This window comes from Butyrivibrio hungatei DSM 14810, from assembly GCF_900143205.1.
Lineage (GTDB): Bacteria > Bacillota > Clostridia > Lachnospirales > Lachnospiraceae > Butyrivibrio > Butyrivibrio hungatei.
This window is the reverse complement of sequence record NZ_FRDH01000014.1, coordinates 26797-44180: the sequence shown is the minus strand read 5'-3', so window position 1 is coordinate 44180 and position 17384 is coordinate 26797. Positions and strand designations below refer to the sequence as shown.

Sequence of the window (17384 nt, the reverse complement as noted above, 5' to 3'; positions counted from 1 at the left end):
GGAATTTTGATTAAGTATTCAAAGCAGCTAATGGAATTATTGAAAGATATAGAAGTACCAGATAGTGATTATGAAAAAGCAGTCTCTCGATATGAAGCGGTAGCAAATTATATAAATAATCATTTTGAACAATATGGTCCTGAACTGTTTTTACAGGGTTCATTTAAGCTAGGTACAGCGATAAAACCATTAACAGATGATGGTGCATATGATATTGATATTGTTTGCTGTATGAAAGCGTATAGTAAAAAACAAATAAGTCAAAATCGTCTTAAGAAGGTAGTTGGTGAAGCTGTAGTTTCGTATGCAAATGCTAATAGTATGAAAGAAGAGCCACACGACGGAAAACGTTGCTGGACTTTAAGCTATGTTGATGAACATAATTTTCATTTAGATATTCTGCCATCTGTAGTGAATGATGGTTGGAGTAATGTAATAGCTTTCACTGACAAAAGAAATCCCAATTATTATGATATATCAAATAATTGGAACATTAGTAATCCTAAAGACTATTACAAATGGTTTATAGAAATATCGCAGCATAGTTTATATAAAAAGCAATTTGCTGCAGTTCAAATGCGTGCTATTGAAAAAGTTCCAGATTATAAGGTGAAAACTCCTCTTCAAAGAGCTATTCAATTATTTAAGCGTCATGCCGAAGTGATGTTTGAAAATGACATGGAACATAAACCATCATCAATAATAATCACTACTTTATCGGCTAAGGCTTTTGGTACATATGGTTCTAATATAGAAAGCTTTGAAGATTTATTATCTATTTTATCTAATAAATTGATTCTGTTTTTGGATAGAGAGAATGGAAAAGAATGCGTAAAAAATCCTGTAAATCAGAATGAAAACCTCTCAGAAAAATGGATGAATGATAATACATATTATCAAGAATTTTTAAAATGGCAAAAAAAGCTTTCTGAGGATTTTTCATTTGATAGATATGAAACACGGGCATTTGCTTACAGTAATCTTGAGGGGAGTTTAAAAAGAAAGCATAGCATAATTTCACAGAATGAACGAAATGTTCTTGCTATACCACATCATAAGAAACCTAAGTGGCGTCTTAAGCTATCTAAGGATGTCAGAATTAGTGCAAAGTATAAATTGAATGGGGGGATATTTCATCCTCTAAAAAACGGAACGCCATTGATGAAGCAAGTAGATTTAAGATTCGAAATACAAGCTGATAATCTGCGTTCATATGATATATTTTGGCAAGTTACTAATACGGGATATGAAGCGTCCAGTGTTGGGCAGCTTCGTGGCGATTTTTATAATTCGGACATTATAGAAGGAAAACGAGTTAGAACAGAATCTACTAAGTATAAAGGTGACCATTATGTGGAAGCATATATTGTAAAGGACGAAATATGTTACGGAAAAAGTGAGCCTTTTTTAGTGATAGTAGTTTAGATAAAGTAAAAAAGTGAAAAAAAGGGGAAAAATGACCAACGAAAGATGGAAGGCTAATTATATAAGCTATTTACATGACGGGAAATTAGGAAATGCAAATAAAGTAAAACGTGAAAATATGCCATCAAAATTGTATCGCTTTGAAAGGGTTGAAGATAATAGATTAATCACCCTACGAAACAATCAATTATATGTATCACTACAAAGGGATTTGATGACCCATATGATGCAAAAGGGTAGCTTAACTGTCAACTATTGAATTAGTTTAATGTTCATATCATATTATGTACACACATTACGACACACATTATGCTTTATAAGGTTACGAAACAAAACAGAAAGTTACGTTTCGTAACCTTTTTTGTTGCCAAAAACATACCTGATTCATATAATGTGCTACATCAGAGTCGACTACTGATAAGGAGCAAGAAGCATGGATGAAAAAGATAAGCAGATTTTGAAGATGATCAGAGACAATGCTCGTATGAGCTATCAGGAGATTGGAAGAAGACTTGACATATCAAGAGTTGCTGCAAAGAAAAGAGTTGCAAAGCTTGAGAGTGAAGGTATCATCCGTCAGTACAACACATACATCAAGCGTGATGATGAGATCACAATGTTGATTGATATTATTACTACACTAGATGGCCTTGACAGAGTGCTTGAGTATGCGGCAACCAGAACAGTTTATGTCAGGCAGATCTATACAACTATGAAGGAGTATCATATTCATCTTGTTGCTGTATCTGATTCATCCGAGCAGATCAATTACATGGCCAAGATAATCAAGAAGGCATGCGCAAATGATATTGTAGAATATCATGCCCGCACAGTCCGAGAGGTTATCAAGGATGTATACGGAGGAATTGAATATGAGCGCAGATCAGAGTCAGGCACTGTCACAGATAATAGAACAGATAACCGGAGATCACATACGTGAAAAGAAGGGTGGAAAGTTCTTTTACCGAATCTATCTGAATTCTAAAATGAGTGAGACACCAATTGAAAACCTCGAACTTGGAGTTAAAGCATACAATAGCTTGAAGCGTGCAGGTTTCTGCACTATCGGAGACTTGGCAGAGGCGATAGCATCTGGAACAGAAATCAGTAAGATCAGAAATTGTGGCACTAAGAGTTGCAGAGAAATCATGGAGAAGCTCTTTTTATACCAGTTAAGTTGCCTTCCACAGGAGAAAAGAGAGAGCTACGTGAAAGAGGTGATTCTCCTTAATGTCAACAAGAAATGTTAAAAAGTACAGTAAACATGCGGGGGTGAATTGTGAGAGGTTTATTGGACTATAAATCATTCATAATGTGTATTATCAAATAACTAGATTCTAACGAACAAATAACTATAAATGAACCCAAAATGAAAAAGAGAGTTTTGAATAGTTCTAGCACTATTTTATGTGGAAAAATGATATAATATTCTGAAGAATGTTTTTTGGGAGTGAGAGAAGTAATGATAAGATTAGCAACAGTATTTTCGGGGATCGGAGCAATTGAACATGCATTGGACAGGATGGGACTTGAAAGTGAAATTGTTTTTGCCTGTGATAATGGTGATGTTAATATTCTCGATAAAGAAGTTGGGATGAATATAGATGATATAGGCGTTGAATTGAGCACTTTAGATTCGACTATCAGGGATATTAGTTTTGCTGATGAATATGATGACCTATATAAGAAACAGCTAGAAGGAATGCTTAAAGAGGCCCAAAAAGAGTATAAAAAGGCGATAAAGGCTCTGAATGCGGTTGATATTAATGAGGAAGCATCGATTGTGGCGCTCCTTGATAAAATAATCTCAATGGATGGCGTGAAGAAATCTAGGGTTAAAGAGTACATAACATTTAAGAATTCTTTTAATGCTGGATCTGATATAGAGAGGAAGTTTAGAAAGCTTCAGATCATCTTGGAAGTAAGCAATGATTTTAAGAAGGATAATTCTCTTGATGAATTAGGAGAGTCATCTGATTTTGAATCTGTAGATAACATAGATTGGAAAGAAATTTCTAGCTCTTTGAAGGCTTTATACGATTATCTAGAGGGAGTAAATGGAAAGAAGATAATTAGAAAAGTACAGGATATTTCTCAGAGAACAAGTCAGTTGTACGAGAAAATCAATTATATGAAGGTGCAAAGGCATCTTGATGATTTGGGCGATGATTGGAAGGCAAGAAAGGAATACATTGACTCGCTGTATAAGGGGCTTGAGTCTAGGAATAAAGTCAAACAGTCATATATGGCTAATTACAAAATAAGTGAGGATGATTTTCATTGGAATGTTGCCTTTTTGGATGGTAAACAATATGAGGGACAGGTAGACTTGTTTGTTGGAGGAAGCCCATGTCAATCATTTTCACTTGTGGGTAAGCAGCGTGGCCTAGACGACACTCGTGGCACATTGTTTTATGAGTATGCTCGTTTGATCGATGAAATAAAGCCTAAAGTTTTTATATATGAAAATGTCAGAGCGGTTACATCTCATGACAAAGGTAAGACTTGGAAGAAAATGCAAGAAGTGTTCAAAGAGCTGGGGTACCATTTCTCATGGAAAGTGCTAAATGCGAGGGATTATGGTATTCCTCAGAATCGAGAAAGGCTTTTTGTTGTTGGATTTAGGGATGATCTCGATTTAGATCATGAATTTGAATTTCCAGAGGCAATGGCATTAGAAAGAAAGATGAAAGATTTTCTTTTTGACAATGCACCTGGCGGATATTTTCTTCCTAAAAAGGGAGTTGAGTTTGTAACCAAGGAAAAGAATCTAGAAAAGAGATTCACACAAATTGATGGTGACATCCAACTTTGCCAAAAGAAAAATCAACAGTTTAATTGGCATGGAGATTTTGTGTTCCAGTCTGAGGATGATGCGGTTAAGAATAATATTCCTGAGTTGGAGAAATATTTCTTATCAGAAAAAGTAGTGAAATATGTGCTTTCGTCAGGAACCAAGAATTTTTATAGTAAGCCAAAGACGGATCTCGACATAGCGCGTCCGTTGTTGACTACTATGCATAAGATGCATAGGGCTGGAGTAGATAATTATGTGACTACAGATGGAAGACTTCGAAAGCTTACACCTAGAGAATGTCTTAGATTAATGGGATTCTCAGATGAGTTTAAGATTGTTGTTGCGGATACGTCCATGTATCAGCAAGCGGGAAATTCTATAGTTGTCGATGTTTTAATCCACATCATGGAAGAGATTCTTTCAGCGTATCCGCAGCTGGAAGGAAAGGAAGAGCTGAATGTTGGAGCCTAAGACTCAGAAAATCAGAATAGCCAATGAAACATATGAAGTGCTTGATGCTCTTAATAACATTACTTTAGCAGATTCTTTTGTTAAGAATAAGACTGGAACGGGGCATGGCGAGGCAAAACTATATGTTGGTAATGTTGGCGATAGATATCATGAGTTTTTCGACAATCTAGATAGGGAGTTTTTCTTTTTAAAAGAGGATTTTGACAAGTATTTGCTTGATGCAAAGGAAGAGTATATGAATCCTCAGCAGGATTATGTAAAAAAAGAAAAAATGCCTGAAATATATTCTGAACTTCAAGATAGGGTGTCGGAGTATGCAAAGAGGATAATGTCTTTTTCTGTTTATCGTAAGGATGTTAATCCACCACGAGTTTATTTACAGTCGGATTCAGACTATTATGACTTGATGAGATCTGTTGGAATACCTAACATTTCATATTTGTCGATAATGAAAGTGAAAAGTAGTGCAGGGAAAGTATATTACTATTGTAGGATCTTTATTGATTACAAATCAGATATAGTCAAGTATGAGTCTCCACTCGCGCAAGCTGAGGAAAAGAAGATTATTGAAAGTAACATGTCCGAGAAAAAGAAGCAAAGCTTGGTAGAGGCAAGGCAAGGACAGGGAGAATATAGAAGAAAGCTGATTGACGATTGCCAATACTGCCCGTTCACGCTTGTGAATGATGAGAGACTGCTTATAGCTAGTCATATTAAACCATGGGCAAGATCTACGGATGAAGAAAAGATAGATTATAAGAACGGATTTGCGCTTACGCCAACCTATGACAGGCTTTTTGACCAGGGATACATTACTTTTACCGATGATAAAACTGTTACTGTATCACCGTGGATTTCTCCAATGAACCAGCATAGATTAAATATATATGATGGTATGAGCTTGCCAAAACTGCAGATAGATGATAAGAGGAGTAAATATTTAGAGTACCATAGGACAAATGTTTATAAAGGTTGAGGTCTTTTGAAAAACAACATGGTCCAAAGAACTATGTTGTTTTTTCTTTTTCACGATGTAATGGTAATAAGAAAGCAGAAATGCCGTAGGAGACATAGGTTAATGGCAGATGTTTTAACTAAGGCCCAACGCAGAAAGAATATGCAGCATATAAAAGCAAAAAATACCAAAATAGAGGTATTGCTGCGAAAAGAATTATGGAAGAGAGGCTATAGATACAGAAAGAATTATAATAAGCTTCTCGGACATCCTGATATCGCACTCACAAAGTATAAGATAGCTATATTTTGTGATGGCGAGTTTTTTCATGGAAAGGATTGGGAGGTTTTAAAACCAAAACTCAAGAATAGTAATAACAGTGAGTTTTGGATAAGTAAAATATCGAGAAACAAGGAGCATGATAATGAAGTAAATAAGAAGCTATTATTCGAAGGGTGGACTGTTATAAGGTTTTGGGGAAATGATATCAAGAAACACCCAGAAGAATGCGTAAAGACTATTGAAGAGACTATTATGGATCTCAAGATAAATCATTTTAGAGAGGAATGATTCCAAAATAACAGATAAGCAAAAGGGTGGAAAATATAATTCGGGAATTAGATGAATAACATAATTTATTATCGAATTATACAAGAGAGACAGCAAATGTTGAGGGGACTAAAAAGAAGCTTTTTTGCTGCGTGAAACATTTTTGGAGGTATGGGTAATGAACGTAGAAAACTATAGAGAACTTGTGCATGAAGATATTGAGCTTGCGGCTAAAGCAAGTGAATCCTCACTGCAAGATGAATTTCTTTTATATGCAACCGGTGTACTTGCAAATGGAGAAGAATTTGATGACTTCACAGAATGCCATTATGAGGGTGTGACCCGAAGAAACGGAAGAATGGCCATAGATGGTTATTCTAAAGATGAGACAGATGGAAGCATATGTCTCTTTATTGCTGATTATCATGGGCCGGATGATGATGATTCTATTATGAGCGAAGATATAAACGCTATGTTTAAAAAACTTCGCCTTTTTGTTGAAGAAGCAACTAAGCATGAGATTTACTATGACATGCAAGGCAGTGATGCGGCTATAGATTTGGCTAGAGATTTATATTATGACAGTGAAACTATTACGAAGTATAGATTCTATTTATTGACAGATGCTTATAATAAGCAACGTTCAAAGACCATTAAAGATGACAAAATTGGCGAAAAGACAGTTGAACTGAATGTGTGGGATATTTCCCGTTTGTTTGACTTGGTATGTTCTAAAGCGCAAAAAGAAAGCGTTGAGATTAATCTGTCTGATCTTGGCTACAAAGGTATTCCTTGTGTAAAAGCTGTAGAGTATGAAAATGTTGAGGCAGATATTGAGCTTCCGGTTAAATATGATTCAGAGTTGGAAAACGAAGAAGATGATGGGACACCGGAAAATATTGTGTCATACGCTTCATATTTAGCAGTTGTACCAGGGCAGGTATTGAATGATTTGTATTTAGAGTATGGTTCTAAGCTTCTTGAAGGCAATGTACGTTCATTTTTGAGTGTTAGGGGCAAAGTAAATAAAAGCATACAGTCTACAATTAAGAACTATCCCGAAATGTTTTTTGCATATAACAACGGAATAGCAGCTACTGCGACGGATATTGACACGGAAATGACGCCTGAAGGGTTGATTATAACAAGGATTAAGGACCTTCAGATAGTTAATGGTGGACAAACAACGGCCTCAATAGCTAATACATTGTTAACTGCTAGGAAAAACGAAAATGTGGACCTAAGCAGATTATTCGTCCCAATGAAAATATCTGTACTAGAGCATTCAATGGCTGAAAAAATAATACCGAAGATTTCAGAATACTCTAATTCACAGAATAAAGTAGATGCATCTGATTTCTTCTCTAACCATCCATTTCACATTAGGATGGAGGAGTATTCTCGTAAAACGCCAATTCCGTCAAATGGTGGAAATCAGTTCCAACAGTACTGGTTTTACGAAAGAACTAGAGGTCAGTATAACCAGGGCAAGATGAAATTCGGAGCAAAATCAAGCCAGTTAAAGAAATATACTGACAGATATCCGGAAAAGATGGTTATTACCATGCTTGATCTTGCTAAGTACATGGAACTATATGAGTGCGCTCCAGATGTTGTTAGTAAGGGAAAGCAGAAAATGCTGCAACAGTTTGCTGAAGAAATAAAGAGCTCTTGGCAAAAGAATAATGATGAGTTCAATGCATTCTATTACAAGAGAGTAGTAGCATTGGCAATAATGTATAAATGCACAGACCAAATCATAAAAGAAACAGAGTGGTATAAAGAAAAACGTTCATATAAAGCAAATGTCATTGCTTATACATTGAGCTTGATTTTCTATAATATTCATCACAATAGAAAAGGCTATGAAATTGACTTTGATAAGATTTGGAATATGCAGGATATTTATGAAGAGCTTGAAGATCAGATTAAAGTTTTAACTAAAGAGGTATATGACTTTATTACTGGTCCTAGAGAAACTGAAAATGTAACGGAATGGTGTAAAAAGGAAGCATGTTGGTCAAGAGCAAAGGCTAAGGTTTGGACATTCAATGACCCATTCTTATATACATTGGTTTCAAAAAGTGAGATGGAGAATGAAGTCAATGAAGAAAAAGCTACCAGAAAAATTGCCAATGAAGTGGATTCACTTAAAGAAATTTTGGCAAGAGGCTCAGATTACTGGAAACAAATGATGGAATGGGGAGACAATAGAGGCTTATTGTCAGAGAAGGAAATCTCAATTTTAAAAATGGTAATAAACATGAATTATACCGGAAGAATACCTACCGATAAACAGGCAAAAGTAGTGATGAGTGCTAAAAAAAGGATGATTCAGGAAGGGATGCCTTTACAGTTCTGAACATGGAGGAAATTTAGATGATTGATTATAGCTTGCCAATATACGATGATCCAAGAAACTGGATAAAAAATGCAAGAAACAAGAAGTTTGAATGGAAAAATATCCTTTTAGCCAATAAAGCTAATGATGAAGAATTAAAAAAATTCTTAGAGAATCAGGTTGACATGAATTTTTGGCCAGATTTGTCCGTTGATGACTGGAAAGCGTTGGTTGGATTGCAGCAGGATTCTGAAGAAAAAACAAAATTTATAGAATTAAGCCATGGAACTGCTTTGATATATGATCCCAAACAGGACAATGCAGTTACTATACCTACGGATGAGTATTCATCATGGCAGTTGTATAGAAAAAAACTTCTTGCTGATGGTTTAAAAAAGGAGTCTGTAGATGAGATTGAGAGAGCAACTCTAAAAATCCTAAAGAGGCTTAGTAATGATACGCGTGAGAGCGGGCCGATTAAGGGTTTGGTTATAGGTAATGTTCAATCTGGAAAGACAGCAAATATGGCGGCTCTCATGGCCATGGCTGCTGACTGGGGCTGGAATATGTTCGTCATCCTTTCGGGAACGATTGAGAATCTTCGTCTGCAGACACAGACGCGCTTATTTAATGATTTGAACCAAACTGGAAATGTAGCATGGAGAGCGCTTGAACATCTTGGAAAAAATGTTGATATTTCTCAAAAGGCTCAAAGTCTCCATTTTGAGGAAAAGGCGAGAGATCGCTATTTTACAGTATGTCTTAAGAATTCTACGAGATTAAAGAATTTAATTCAGTGGGCACAGGTCGATAAAAACAAACAGAAGCAGATGAAGATGCTTGTTATAGACGATGAGGCAGATCAGGCTGGAATCAACACGGGGCATGTTGATGAGGATGAAAGAAAGAAAATTAACGCACTGCTTTGCTCGCTCGTTAATGGTAAAGACGAGAATGGACAGGATATTGATTCAAAGTATCAGGCTATGAATTATATTGGCTATACTGCTACTCCTTATGCCAATATTCTGAATGAGTCAAAGGAGGAGTCGTTATACCCTAGAAACTTTATTAGTACTTTGGCTGTTTCAAAGGAATACTTTGGCCCTCAGCAGATATTTGGTTATTCGGGCGACTCTGTGAATTATGAAGGGATGGATATTGTCAGAATTATTTCTGACAAGGATCTGAATGAGTTAAAAAACATTCATAATGGTGATGCCTATAGTACTCCCAAAGCGCTGTTCGACGCTGTGGCTTGGTTTTTGTGTGGAGTAGGATGCATGCGCATTTGGGGATATAAAAAGCCAGTAAGCATGCTAGTTCATACAAGTCAAGCAACAAAACATCATCAGCAGATTGCAGATGCAATTAATGAATGGTTTGAAAGTCATTCAGATGAGCAGATAATTGATAAGGCAAGAAAAGTATGGGAAGAGGAAACATCTAGATTCACATTTGAAGATTTTAGAAATCAGTATCCTGATTATGACAGACAGGATGATGAGATTAATCAGTACCCATCATTTGAAGAGATTGAAAAAGAAATACGAATTATCCTTGGCGATCATGTTTCAAACATTAAGCTGGATGACGAGGGTGAGTTATCTTATCACAAAGGAATACATCTGTGTATAGATAACTGTGTAAATAACGGTATAACTGATGGATATCATGTAAGATTGGCTTATCCTGACAAGGATAAGATGCCGGAAGTAGCACCTGCATTTATTGTTATAGGTGGAGCAACATTATCCAGAGGATTAACGCTTGAAGGGCTGTTTAGTACGTTCTTTATTCGTTCAGTCGGACTGGCAGATACATTGATGCAGATGGGTAGATGGTTCGGGTATAGAAAGAACTATGAGCTATTACCAAGAATTTGGCTGACTCAAAAAACCAAAGAACAGTTTGAGTTTTTGGCTGCTTTGGACCAAGAACTAAGAGATGAGATTCAGTATATGGATGTGAATGGAAGAAGTCCGTCCGAGTATGGTCCCAAGGTAAAAAACTCACCTATGGTCAGTTTTATTAGAATAACTGCTAAAAACAAGATGCAGAGTGCAACGCCAGCAGAAATGGACTATAGCGGAACATCTAATCAGACTTATCTGTTCGATAATGATCCGGATATTTTGGGACAGAATATTGAAAACACAATGGATTTTCTGTATCAACTTGGTGATGAATGGGTTCCGGTACATCGTTACGACCACCAAAAGCATGTGGCTATATGGAGAAATGTATCATTTAACAGAATAAGAGCTTATTTGGAGATGTTTAGATTCCAAAAGCGTTTAAGTGTTTTTAACGATACAAAGCCATTATTGGATTGGCTGCAGGAGATGACAAATGCCAATAAACTTGGGGACTGGAATGTAATTGTTGCAGGAAAGTCCGATCCTACCAATGGAACGTGGGAATTACCAAATGGTACAGTTATAAACAAAGTTAAACGTAGTAAGAAAAACAATCAGAATGAATTGGAAAATGACATCATAAATATTGGCGCATTGAGAGATCCGGCAGATCTTGTGGCTGACATAGATTTGGATGGAATATCCAATAAAAATTTAAGGAATGAGATAGAGGATTTCCTTAATCACTACAATGCTAAAGGCGCCGCTGCTTATAGAGATAAGTCCGGGCTTAATACCACGCCGCAGTTGCTGATTTATAGAGTTGATAAAGACTCAAAAGCAAAAGATAGCGCAACAAGAATTGATTTAAATGCGCTAGAAGACTTAATAGGTTTATGTTTGTATATACCAGGCGGTAAGACAGGAACAAGTTACGCTTCTACCGTATCTATCAAGATGTCTAACGATATTTTTGACGGTGATGCAGATTTGGAGGATATAGATGCAGATTGAAATTGCAGAAGCTGGAAGAATGACTCAGTCAGGTAGTTCATTACTCAGACTGATACAGAATAATAACATGCCAGCTTTGGATTTGCTTGTAAGAGAATCTATACAGAACAGCTTGGATGCTAGAAAGAACGATTCAAGATACGTTGAAGTTGATTACTTAACAGGCAAGTTTAATAGCCAAAAGTTAGGTGAAGAGTTAGAAGAAATTACAGATTCCCTTAATCAGAGGTATGGCAAAAAGGAATATGACTATATTGCGATTCGAGATTCCAATACTGTCGGACTAACAGGCGTGATGGACTATAAGCATATTCAGAATAATGCTTATGGTAATCTCTTAAAGCTTGTATATGAGATTTGTAAGCCACAAGAAGCGGAAGGTGCTGGTGGATCTTGGGGAATTGGTAAAACTGTCTATTTTAGAATAGGAATAGGCTTGGTAATTTATTACTCAAGAATAGTAAATGAAGAAGGTGAGTTTGAATCTCGTTTGGCTGCATCGCTAGTGGAAAATGAGTTGGACCCAAATGCTATGATCCCTGTATACGATGGGATGATCAAAAGAGGAATAGCATGGTGGGGCGATAAAACAGGAACAAATAGTACGCAGCCAGTGACTGATGAAGGCTACATAAAAAAATTTCTTAAGATTTTTGGTGTTGAGGAATATAAAGATGATGAAACGGGTACAACTATAATAATTCCGTATATCAATACAGAAGAACTATTAAGAAATAACAGGACTGAGTATACAAATGACCAGGAACAAGAAGTAATCCCTTTTTGGGGCACTGATATTGAGCAATATCTATCTATAGCAGTACAGAGATGGTATGCACCTAGATTGAATAATAAGACTTATCAGCAAGGAGCTTACCTTAGAACTCGAATAAATGGTAAGGGAATTGCTCTTGATTCGATGGAACCAGTATTCCAAGTGGTTCAGTCATTGTATAACCGTGCGCAATATGTTAATGAAGAGGATATACTAACGGACCTTTATCTTAATAAAGAAGTTATCGTCAAAGATATAAAGGTGAAGAACACGCTAGAAGACACAAAAATTGGAACGTTGGCGTTTGTAAAAGTTACAAGAGATTTGCTAAAAATGAACGTTCCTGATAACAAGCCAGAACCTTATATGTTTTTTAATAACGAGATAAGGGATACCGAAGTAAACAAACCAACTATTTGCTTTACAAGAAAACCTGCCATGATCGTTTCATATGAAAATGTTGGACCATGGGTATCGAATATTCCGCCCTCAGGAAAAGATGAGTATATAATTGGTATCTTTGTATTAAGTTCGTTTAACAAATTGAAAAACAGCCCTACACCAGGAACTATTGAAGAATATATAAGAAAAAGTGAGATGGCTGATCACACATCTTGGGGAGATTGGAGTGAAGGAAATTATAATCCAAGGTTTGTATTTAAAATTCAGAATAACATAATTAAAACAGTTAGTAGTGAGTATTCTTCCAAGCCAGAGAATCATAAGCCCATAGTTAATTCGGGATTGAGTAAGCTGTTTGGTGATATGTTATTACCGCCAGAAGGAGGAACTCTTCCTGGTCCTGATCCAGATCCTGTAAATCCACCAAATCCTAAGGATATAAAGAGGAGCAGGTTTAGATTTGCCGTTGAAGCCAAGGGAATAAAGTATTTGTCAGACAGGATGATTATTCCAATGGTATTAGAAACTTCTGCAAAGAGGAAGATATCGAGAACAGGGTTTGATGTCTTGATCGATTCGGAGTCGAAAAAAATTGATATCAATGAATGGGAAAATAAAATGAAAATGGAAACACCATTCACGATAAGCGATTTTAGAATTCAGATAGATAATCTTAATGGAGAAAAGATATCTACAGAAGAGCAGTTTTCTGACAGTGATTCTATAGAGGTTGAGAATATTGTATTTGCAAAGAAAATTTCAAAAAATGGAACCTGCCATGGCTTGAGTATTTTTGCTGAGGAACCTCAGTTTATAAAGGCAAAGATATATGTAACTGTTAATCTGAAAAGAAGAGATATAAAACCATCATTTGTTTTTGAAAAGGAGTCTGAATAATGTCTAACAGTATAATGTTATATCCTTCTTTGGATGATGAACTTATAAGCCGCATAAGATTTCAGCCTAAAAAGTATGAGTTTTACTACACCGATAAAAATGATGATGAATATGATCTTGTTAATGAGCCAATCGAGGCTGCATCATCAGTATATATAATAAAGGACGAGAAGGGCGTATGGACGCAAGATAACAATAATTTATGCTTTAGACGAAAGTATTGTCTAAGAACATTTCAATGCCTTTTCGGTGAAAATGGAGTAGCTTGTACAAATGCTTCACTAGGAATTGGAATTCAATGGACCTCGCTTGATTCAAGACAAAGAGGCGTTATACCAATAAGTGTGTTTGATGCATCGGATACAATTCTTGAAATAGAGGCTGAAAAGAAATTTGGAAAAGCTCAGTTACGAGGAGAAGTCTGTTTTTCTACAATACTATATATTGCTAAGGCGGGAACTCCAACGGAAAATGAACATCATTTGGCAAATACTGAAGGATATATTTTAGGAGAACTTGATACTTTTACGATAAAACTTGACGGTTCAGGCTCATCATTTCCGATTTATGAAATTAGTGATCCAGGGCAGCCGCTTTGGTATATTCAGTGTAACTGGATTGATCCCACAGCAGAAAAGTTGTCTGAATGTGTATCGATAATCTTTAATACAGCACATAAGAATTATTCATATCTAAACAGAGAGGATAAGAACTTTGATTGCCAATTGCTATCAGAGATTATGGCCAGCGCAATCACATTACTAATTGAGAAAGTAAGATTAGAACCCGGTTATTGGGATCAGATAATGCAGGGAGAAGATCTTGAAACTGGAAGTGTTGGACACGTAATTTATTACTTTATGAAAACATTGGAGTGGGATTTGTCTACACCGGAAACAACGTCACTAAGTGCAAGAAAACACTTTGATCAAAGGATAAAATAATGGAAATTAAAACATTAACTAGAGGGCAAGCGCAGGAAGCAATGCAGGATTGGGTAAATAATTATCCAAAACTGCCGGAGATTGATTCGGATTATTATCAGCTGCGAGCTGATTTACAGGCCATTAATAATACTGTTAGAGAAGAAATAAGTAATAATACTAAAATAAAAAGACAAGACTATTATCTCGATTATAGGTTTGGCTTGTTATTATACGATTATTTAAACAGACAAAAAGGATTCTCGCTAAGAGTGGCGGCTAACGATGGCTTTTGGAGATTTTTATCTGTTCAAGTAGTTCCGGATGTCGTGGCTCAGCGTTGGGGTAAAGATAATGATAGCCATTTTTGGAGTCAGCCAACTAGAAATTGGCTCAGATCTGTATGGTGGTTTGTCTATCTTGCCTGGCAGGGAGACTTGGAGTCAACAGAACAGATTTTGTCATGCTCTCATTTTACAACAGATACAATACTAAATTTTGAAGAACGAACCGGAAGAAAAGGGACACATGTTGAGGCATATAGGGAAATAATCAAGTGTTATGCGTCAGTTCCATCGGATGTATTAAAGAAATCAAGAGGAAAGAACAGTGATGATCTTTTTCGTGTGGTTATGAAGCTTAATACTGCAAGAATGCTAGTGATGGATCCTACACTTTATCTTGGCGGAGAAGAAGCTTATGCCAAATCATTATTCCTTGATGCGGGGGTGGATTTGGATGCTACCTAAGATAATTGATTTGTTTTCGGGATGTGGAGGGCTGACCTTAGGATTTGAAAAGGCTGGTTTTGATATTGTTGCAGGTATTGAACTGATGCCAGAAGCATGTAAAACAATATCATACAATTTAGATTATCGTTATGGACGCGAGCAGACACATATATGTGGTGATATAACGGAAATTGATGCAAATGTATTTAAAGATCGTTTTGGCGATGAAGGCTGTATTGTTATCGGCGGACCTCCTTGTCAGGCTTATTCTTTGGCAGGAAGAGCTAAACTAAAATCTCTTGGTGAAGATAGGGTTAATACTAATGATGCAAGGGGATACTTATATCAAGATTTCTTGCGTTTTGTTTATGATTTAGATGCTAAAGCAGTTATTATGGAAAATGTGCCGGAGTCCACGAATTATGGTGAAATGAACATTCCGGAAATAGTCTGTGAATCTCTTGAGAAGCATGGATATAGAGCGTACTGGACGATACTAAATGCTGCTGATTTTGGTGTCCCTCAGTTAAGAGAGAGAGTTATTGTTTTTGGAATTAAAAACTCCGAGCCGGGTAAAATAATGTTACCTATTCCTACCCATAGATGTGGTTCTGATTATCAAACACAGTGCCAAAAACGTTTTGAAAGCTTTGGGAAAAATGAGCATTTTAAAATTCCAAATTCTTCTGATAATGCGTGCGAGGCATGGGTTACAGTTGGCGAAGCGTTTTCAGATTTACCGTCTCTGTTTCCTACTGCCAACTCAAAATATAGGGCAGTGAATCTTAATGAGGAGATGGAATATGCTACGGAACCTCAAAATGCATACCAAAAGGTAATGAGAAATTGGTATGGAGCTGAAAGCTTCGGGTCCTCAGCTAATGCATTTAGGAATAATAAGCGAGATTTTACAATTTTTGAGAGAATGCGTCAGGGGGACAATTTTACTGTAGCTGCACAGATCGCAGATGAATTGTTTGAAAAAGAAGCAAAGATGTTTAACTATGAACCAGGATCTGAGAATTATAAGAAATTAAAGAAAAAGATGGTTCCTGTTTATGATCGTGATAAGTTTGAGAATAAGTGGAAACGATTAGAAGAAAGTAAACCTTCACATACACTTGTTGCGCATCTGTGTAAAGATACGTATAGCCATATTCATCCGACAGAACCTAGGGGAATATCTGTGCGTGAAGCAGCTAGAATTCAATCATTTCCGGATGACTTTTATTTCGACTGTTCTATGGGAGATGCATATAAACAGATTGGAAATGCTGTTCCGCCGTTGTTGTCATATGCAGTTGCAAAGTCTGTGTATGGTGCATTTGAGGAGAATACTAATGAGAACAATTGATGAAATTAGGGAAGGATTTGCTTCACTCACAACAAATGGAGCCCAACTATTAAGTTCATTGCCGCATGATTATCCTGCGTATGTTTTGAGAACAAATGATGGTTTTGGGGTGGCATTAGAAGTAGAGGAAGAATTTGAAATATCCGAGAGATTTAACAGCTGCCGTTTTCATACAGCACAGCTGAGAATGGAAGGGGAACTTAAAAATTATCTTTTACTTGATTCCATGTTTGAAGATTACAGATATGAATTTGCTTCGTTATGCACCGAGTTTGTTGAGCCAGGTGAGGATGGAAAAAACAGAGATTCCATTCTGTCTGATCCGTATAAGTGGTGGGAAAGATGGCGAGAACTTGTAGGCAATACAAGTCGTGAAAAACGTGTATATAATGTTATTGCAGAAATGCTTGCTTTGGTTGAAAAATATAAAATCGATCCATCTACAGAATGGGCGGCTACAAAAAGCGGAAGTCATGATATTGAGTGTGCTTCCGAAAGCTGTGAAGTAAAATCAACGATTAAGAGATATGGGGCTACCATTACCATATCAGGGCAACATCAGTTGGAGCATGTGAAACCACTATGGTTGTATTTCTGCAGGATGGAAGAGTCTTTGGAAGGAGTGTCGATTAATGATGTCAAAAAGACTCTTGCTTCTGTAGGTTATGATGAAAACAAATTGGAAATTGAATTGGAGCGCCAGGGATTTGAAAAAGGCTCCAATATTAGGAATAAGAAATATAAAGTATTAGAAAAAAGAAAGTATGAGGTAAATGATTCGTTCCCAAAAATTGTTCAGGAGTCATTTAAAGGGGATAAGTATCCAGCTGCTGTTGTTCATATCGAGTATACAGTTGATTTGGATGGAATAGAATACACCTCTTGGTAATA

Annotated in this window: 13 protein-coding genes; all 13 read left to right on the top strand. The window is 36.5% G+C overall.

What is annotated here, in order from left to right:
* Window positions 1-6: 6 nt before the first annotated feature.
* The 13 genes from BUA02_RS14205 (at window position 7) to BUA02_RS14140 (ending at window position 17382) form a co-directional block, all read left to right on the top strand.
* On the top strand, window positions 7-1425 hold the full coding sequence (locus BUA02_RS14205; RefSeq protein WP_207647724.1) for a nucleotidyltransferase: 1419 nt from the start codon (window positions 7-9) through the stop codon (window positions 1423-1425).
* Between the two features lie 433 nt (window positions 1426-1858).
* Window positions 1859-2365, top strand: coding sequence for an Lrp/AsnC family transcriptional regulator (locus BUA02_RS14195; protein ID WP_072705412.1), 507 nt, complete (start codon window positions 1859-1861; stop codon window positions 2363-2365).
* Window positions 2298-2675, top strand: a complete 378-nt coding sequence (locus tag BUA02_RS15620) for a DNA-directed RNA polymerase subunit alpha C-terminal domain-containing protein (protein ID WP_178297678.1) — start codon at window positions 2298-2300, stop codon at window positions 2673-2675. Before BUA02_RS14195 ends, BUA02_RS15620 begins: the two co-directional genes overlap by 68 nt.
* A 212-nt stretch (window positions 2676-2887) precedes the next feature.
* The gene (locus BUA02_RS16150; protein WP_072705410.1) at window positions 2888-4693 is read left to right on the top strand and encodes a DNA cytosine methyltransferase; all 1806 of its coding nucleotides are present in this window, start codon (window positions 2888-2890) and stop codon (window positions 4691-4693) included.
* Entirely contained in the window at window positions 4680-5669 is a 990-nt protein-coding gene (locus BUA02_RS14180) for an HNH endonuclease (RefSeq protein WP_072705409.1), read from the top strand. The genes BUA02_RS16150 and BUA02_RS14180 overlap by 14 nt, the downstream gene beginning before the upstream one ends.
* A 102-nt stretch (window positions 5670-5771) precedes the next feature.
* Window positions 5772-6218, top strand: coding sequence for a very short patch repair endonuclease (locus BUA02_RS14175; protein WP_072705407.1), 447 nt, complete (start codon window positions 5772-5774; stop codon window positions 6216-6218).
* Between the two features lie 157 nt (window positions 6219-6375).
* Complete coding sequence (locus tag BUA02_RS14170) at window positions 6376-8559, top strand: AIPR family protein (RefSeq protein ID WP_072705406.1); 2184 nt, start codon at window positions 6376-6378, stop codon at window positions 8557-8559.
* Window positions 8560-8576: 17 nt separating this feature from the next.
* Complete coding sequence (locus tag BUA02_RS14165; RefSeq protein ID WP_072705405.1) at window positions 8577-11411, top strand: Z1 domain-containing protein; 2835 nt, start codon at window positions 8577-8579, stop codon at window positions 11409-11411.
* Window positions 11401-13485: a hypothetical protein gene (locus BUA02_RS14160; protein WP_072705404.1), complete on the top strand. Its 2085-nt coding sequence runs from the start codon at window positions 11401-11403 to the stop codon at window positions 13483-13485. Before BUA02_RS14165 ends, BUA02_RS14160 begins: the two co-directional genes overlap by 11 nt.
* A complete protein-coding gene (locus BUA02_RS14155; protein ID WP_072705403.1) occupies window positions 13485-14429 on the top strand; it encodes a hypothetical protein in 945 nt (314 codons plus the stop codon). The genes BUA02_RS14160 and BUA02_RS14155 overlap by 1 nt, the downstream gene beginning before the upstream one ends.
* On the top strand, window positions 14429-15157 hold the full coding sequence (locus tag BUA02_RS14150; RefSeq protein ID WP_072705401.1) for a DUF6339 family protein: 729 nt from the start codon (window positions 14429-14431) through the stop codon (window positions 15155-15157). Before BUA02_RS14155 ends, BUA02_RS14150 begins: the two co-directional genes overlap by 1 nt.
* On the top strand, window positions 15108-16493 hold the full coding sequence (locus tag BUA02_RS14145; RefSeq protein ID WP_242946517.1) for a DNA cytosine methyltransferase: 1386 nt from the start codon (window positions 15108-15110) through the stop codon (window positions 16491-16493). The genes BUA02_RS14150 and BUA02_RS14145 overlap by 50 nt, the downstream gene beginning before the upstream one ends.
* Window positions 16480-17382 (top strand): PD-(D/E)XK motif protein, encoded by a 903-nt coding sequence (locus BUA02_RS14140; protein WP_072705398.1) that lies wholly within the window; start codon window positions 16480-16482, stop codon window positions 17380-17382. The genes BUA02_RS14145 and BUA02_RS14140 overlap by 14 nt, the downstream gene beginning before the upstream one ends.
* Window positions 17383-17384: the final 2 nt, after the last annotated feature.

Bases quoted from the DNA above. Each gene is read 5' to 3' on its own strand.
- BUA02_RS14160 (WP_072705404.1), top strand. From the start codon at position 11,401: ATGCAGATTGAAATTGCAGAAGCTGGAAGAATGACTCAGTCAGGTAGT.
- BUA02_RS14150 (WP_072705401.1), top strand. From the start codon at position 14,429: ATGGAAATTAAAACATTAACTAGAGGGCAAGCGCAGGAAGCAATGCAG.
- BUA02_RS14170 (WP_072705406.1), top strand. From the start codon at position 6,376: ATGAACGTAGAAAACTATAGAGAACTTGTGCATGAAGATATTGAGCTT.
- BUA02_RS14145 (WP_242946517.1), top strand. From the start codon at position 15,108: ATGCCAAATCATTATTCCTTGATGCGGGGGTGGATTTGGATGCTACCT.
- BUA02_RS14165 (WP_072705405.1), top strand. From the start codon at position 8,577: ATGATTGATTATAGCTTGCCAATATACGATGATCCAAGAAACTGGATA.
- BUA02_RS14180 (WP_072705409.1), top strand. From the start codon at position 4,680: ATGTTGGAGCCTAAGACTCAGAAAATCAGAATAGCCAATGAAACATAT.
- BUA02_RS14175 (WP_072705407.1), top strand. From the start codon at position 5,772: ATGGCAGATGTTTTAACTAAGGCCCAACGCAGAAAGAATATGCAGCAT.
- BUA02_RS14155 (WP_072705403.1), top strand. From the start codon at position 13,485: ATGTCTAACAGTATAATGTTATATCCTTCTTTGGATGATGAACTTATA.
- BUA02_RS14195 (WP_072705412.1), top strand. From the start codon at position 1,859: ATGGATGAAAAAGATAAGCAGATTTTGAAGATGATCAGAGACAATGCT.
- BUA02_RS16150 (WP_072705410.1), top strand. From the start codon at position 2,888: ATGATAAGATTAGCAACAGTATTTTCGGGGATCGGAGCAATTGAACAT.
- BUA02_RS14140 (WP_072705398.1), top strand. From the start codon at position 16,480: ATGAGAACAATTGATGAAATTAGGGAAGGATTTGCTTCACTCACAACA.
- BUA02_RS15620 (WP_178297678.1), top strand. From the start codon at position 2,298: ATGAGCGCAGATCAGAGTCAGGCACTGTCACAGATAATAGAACAGATA.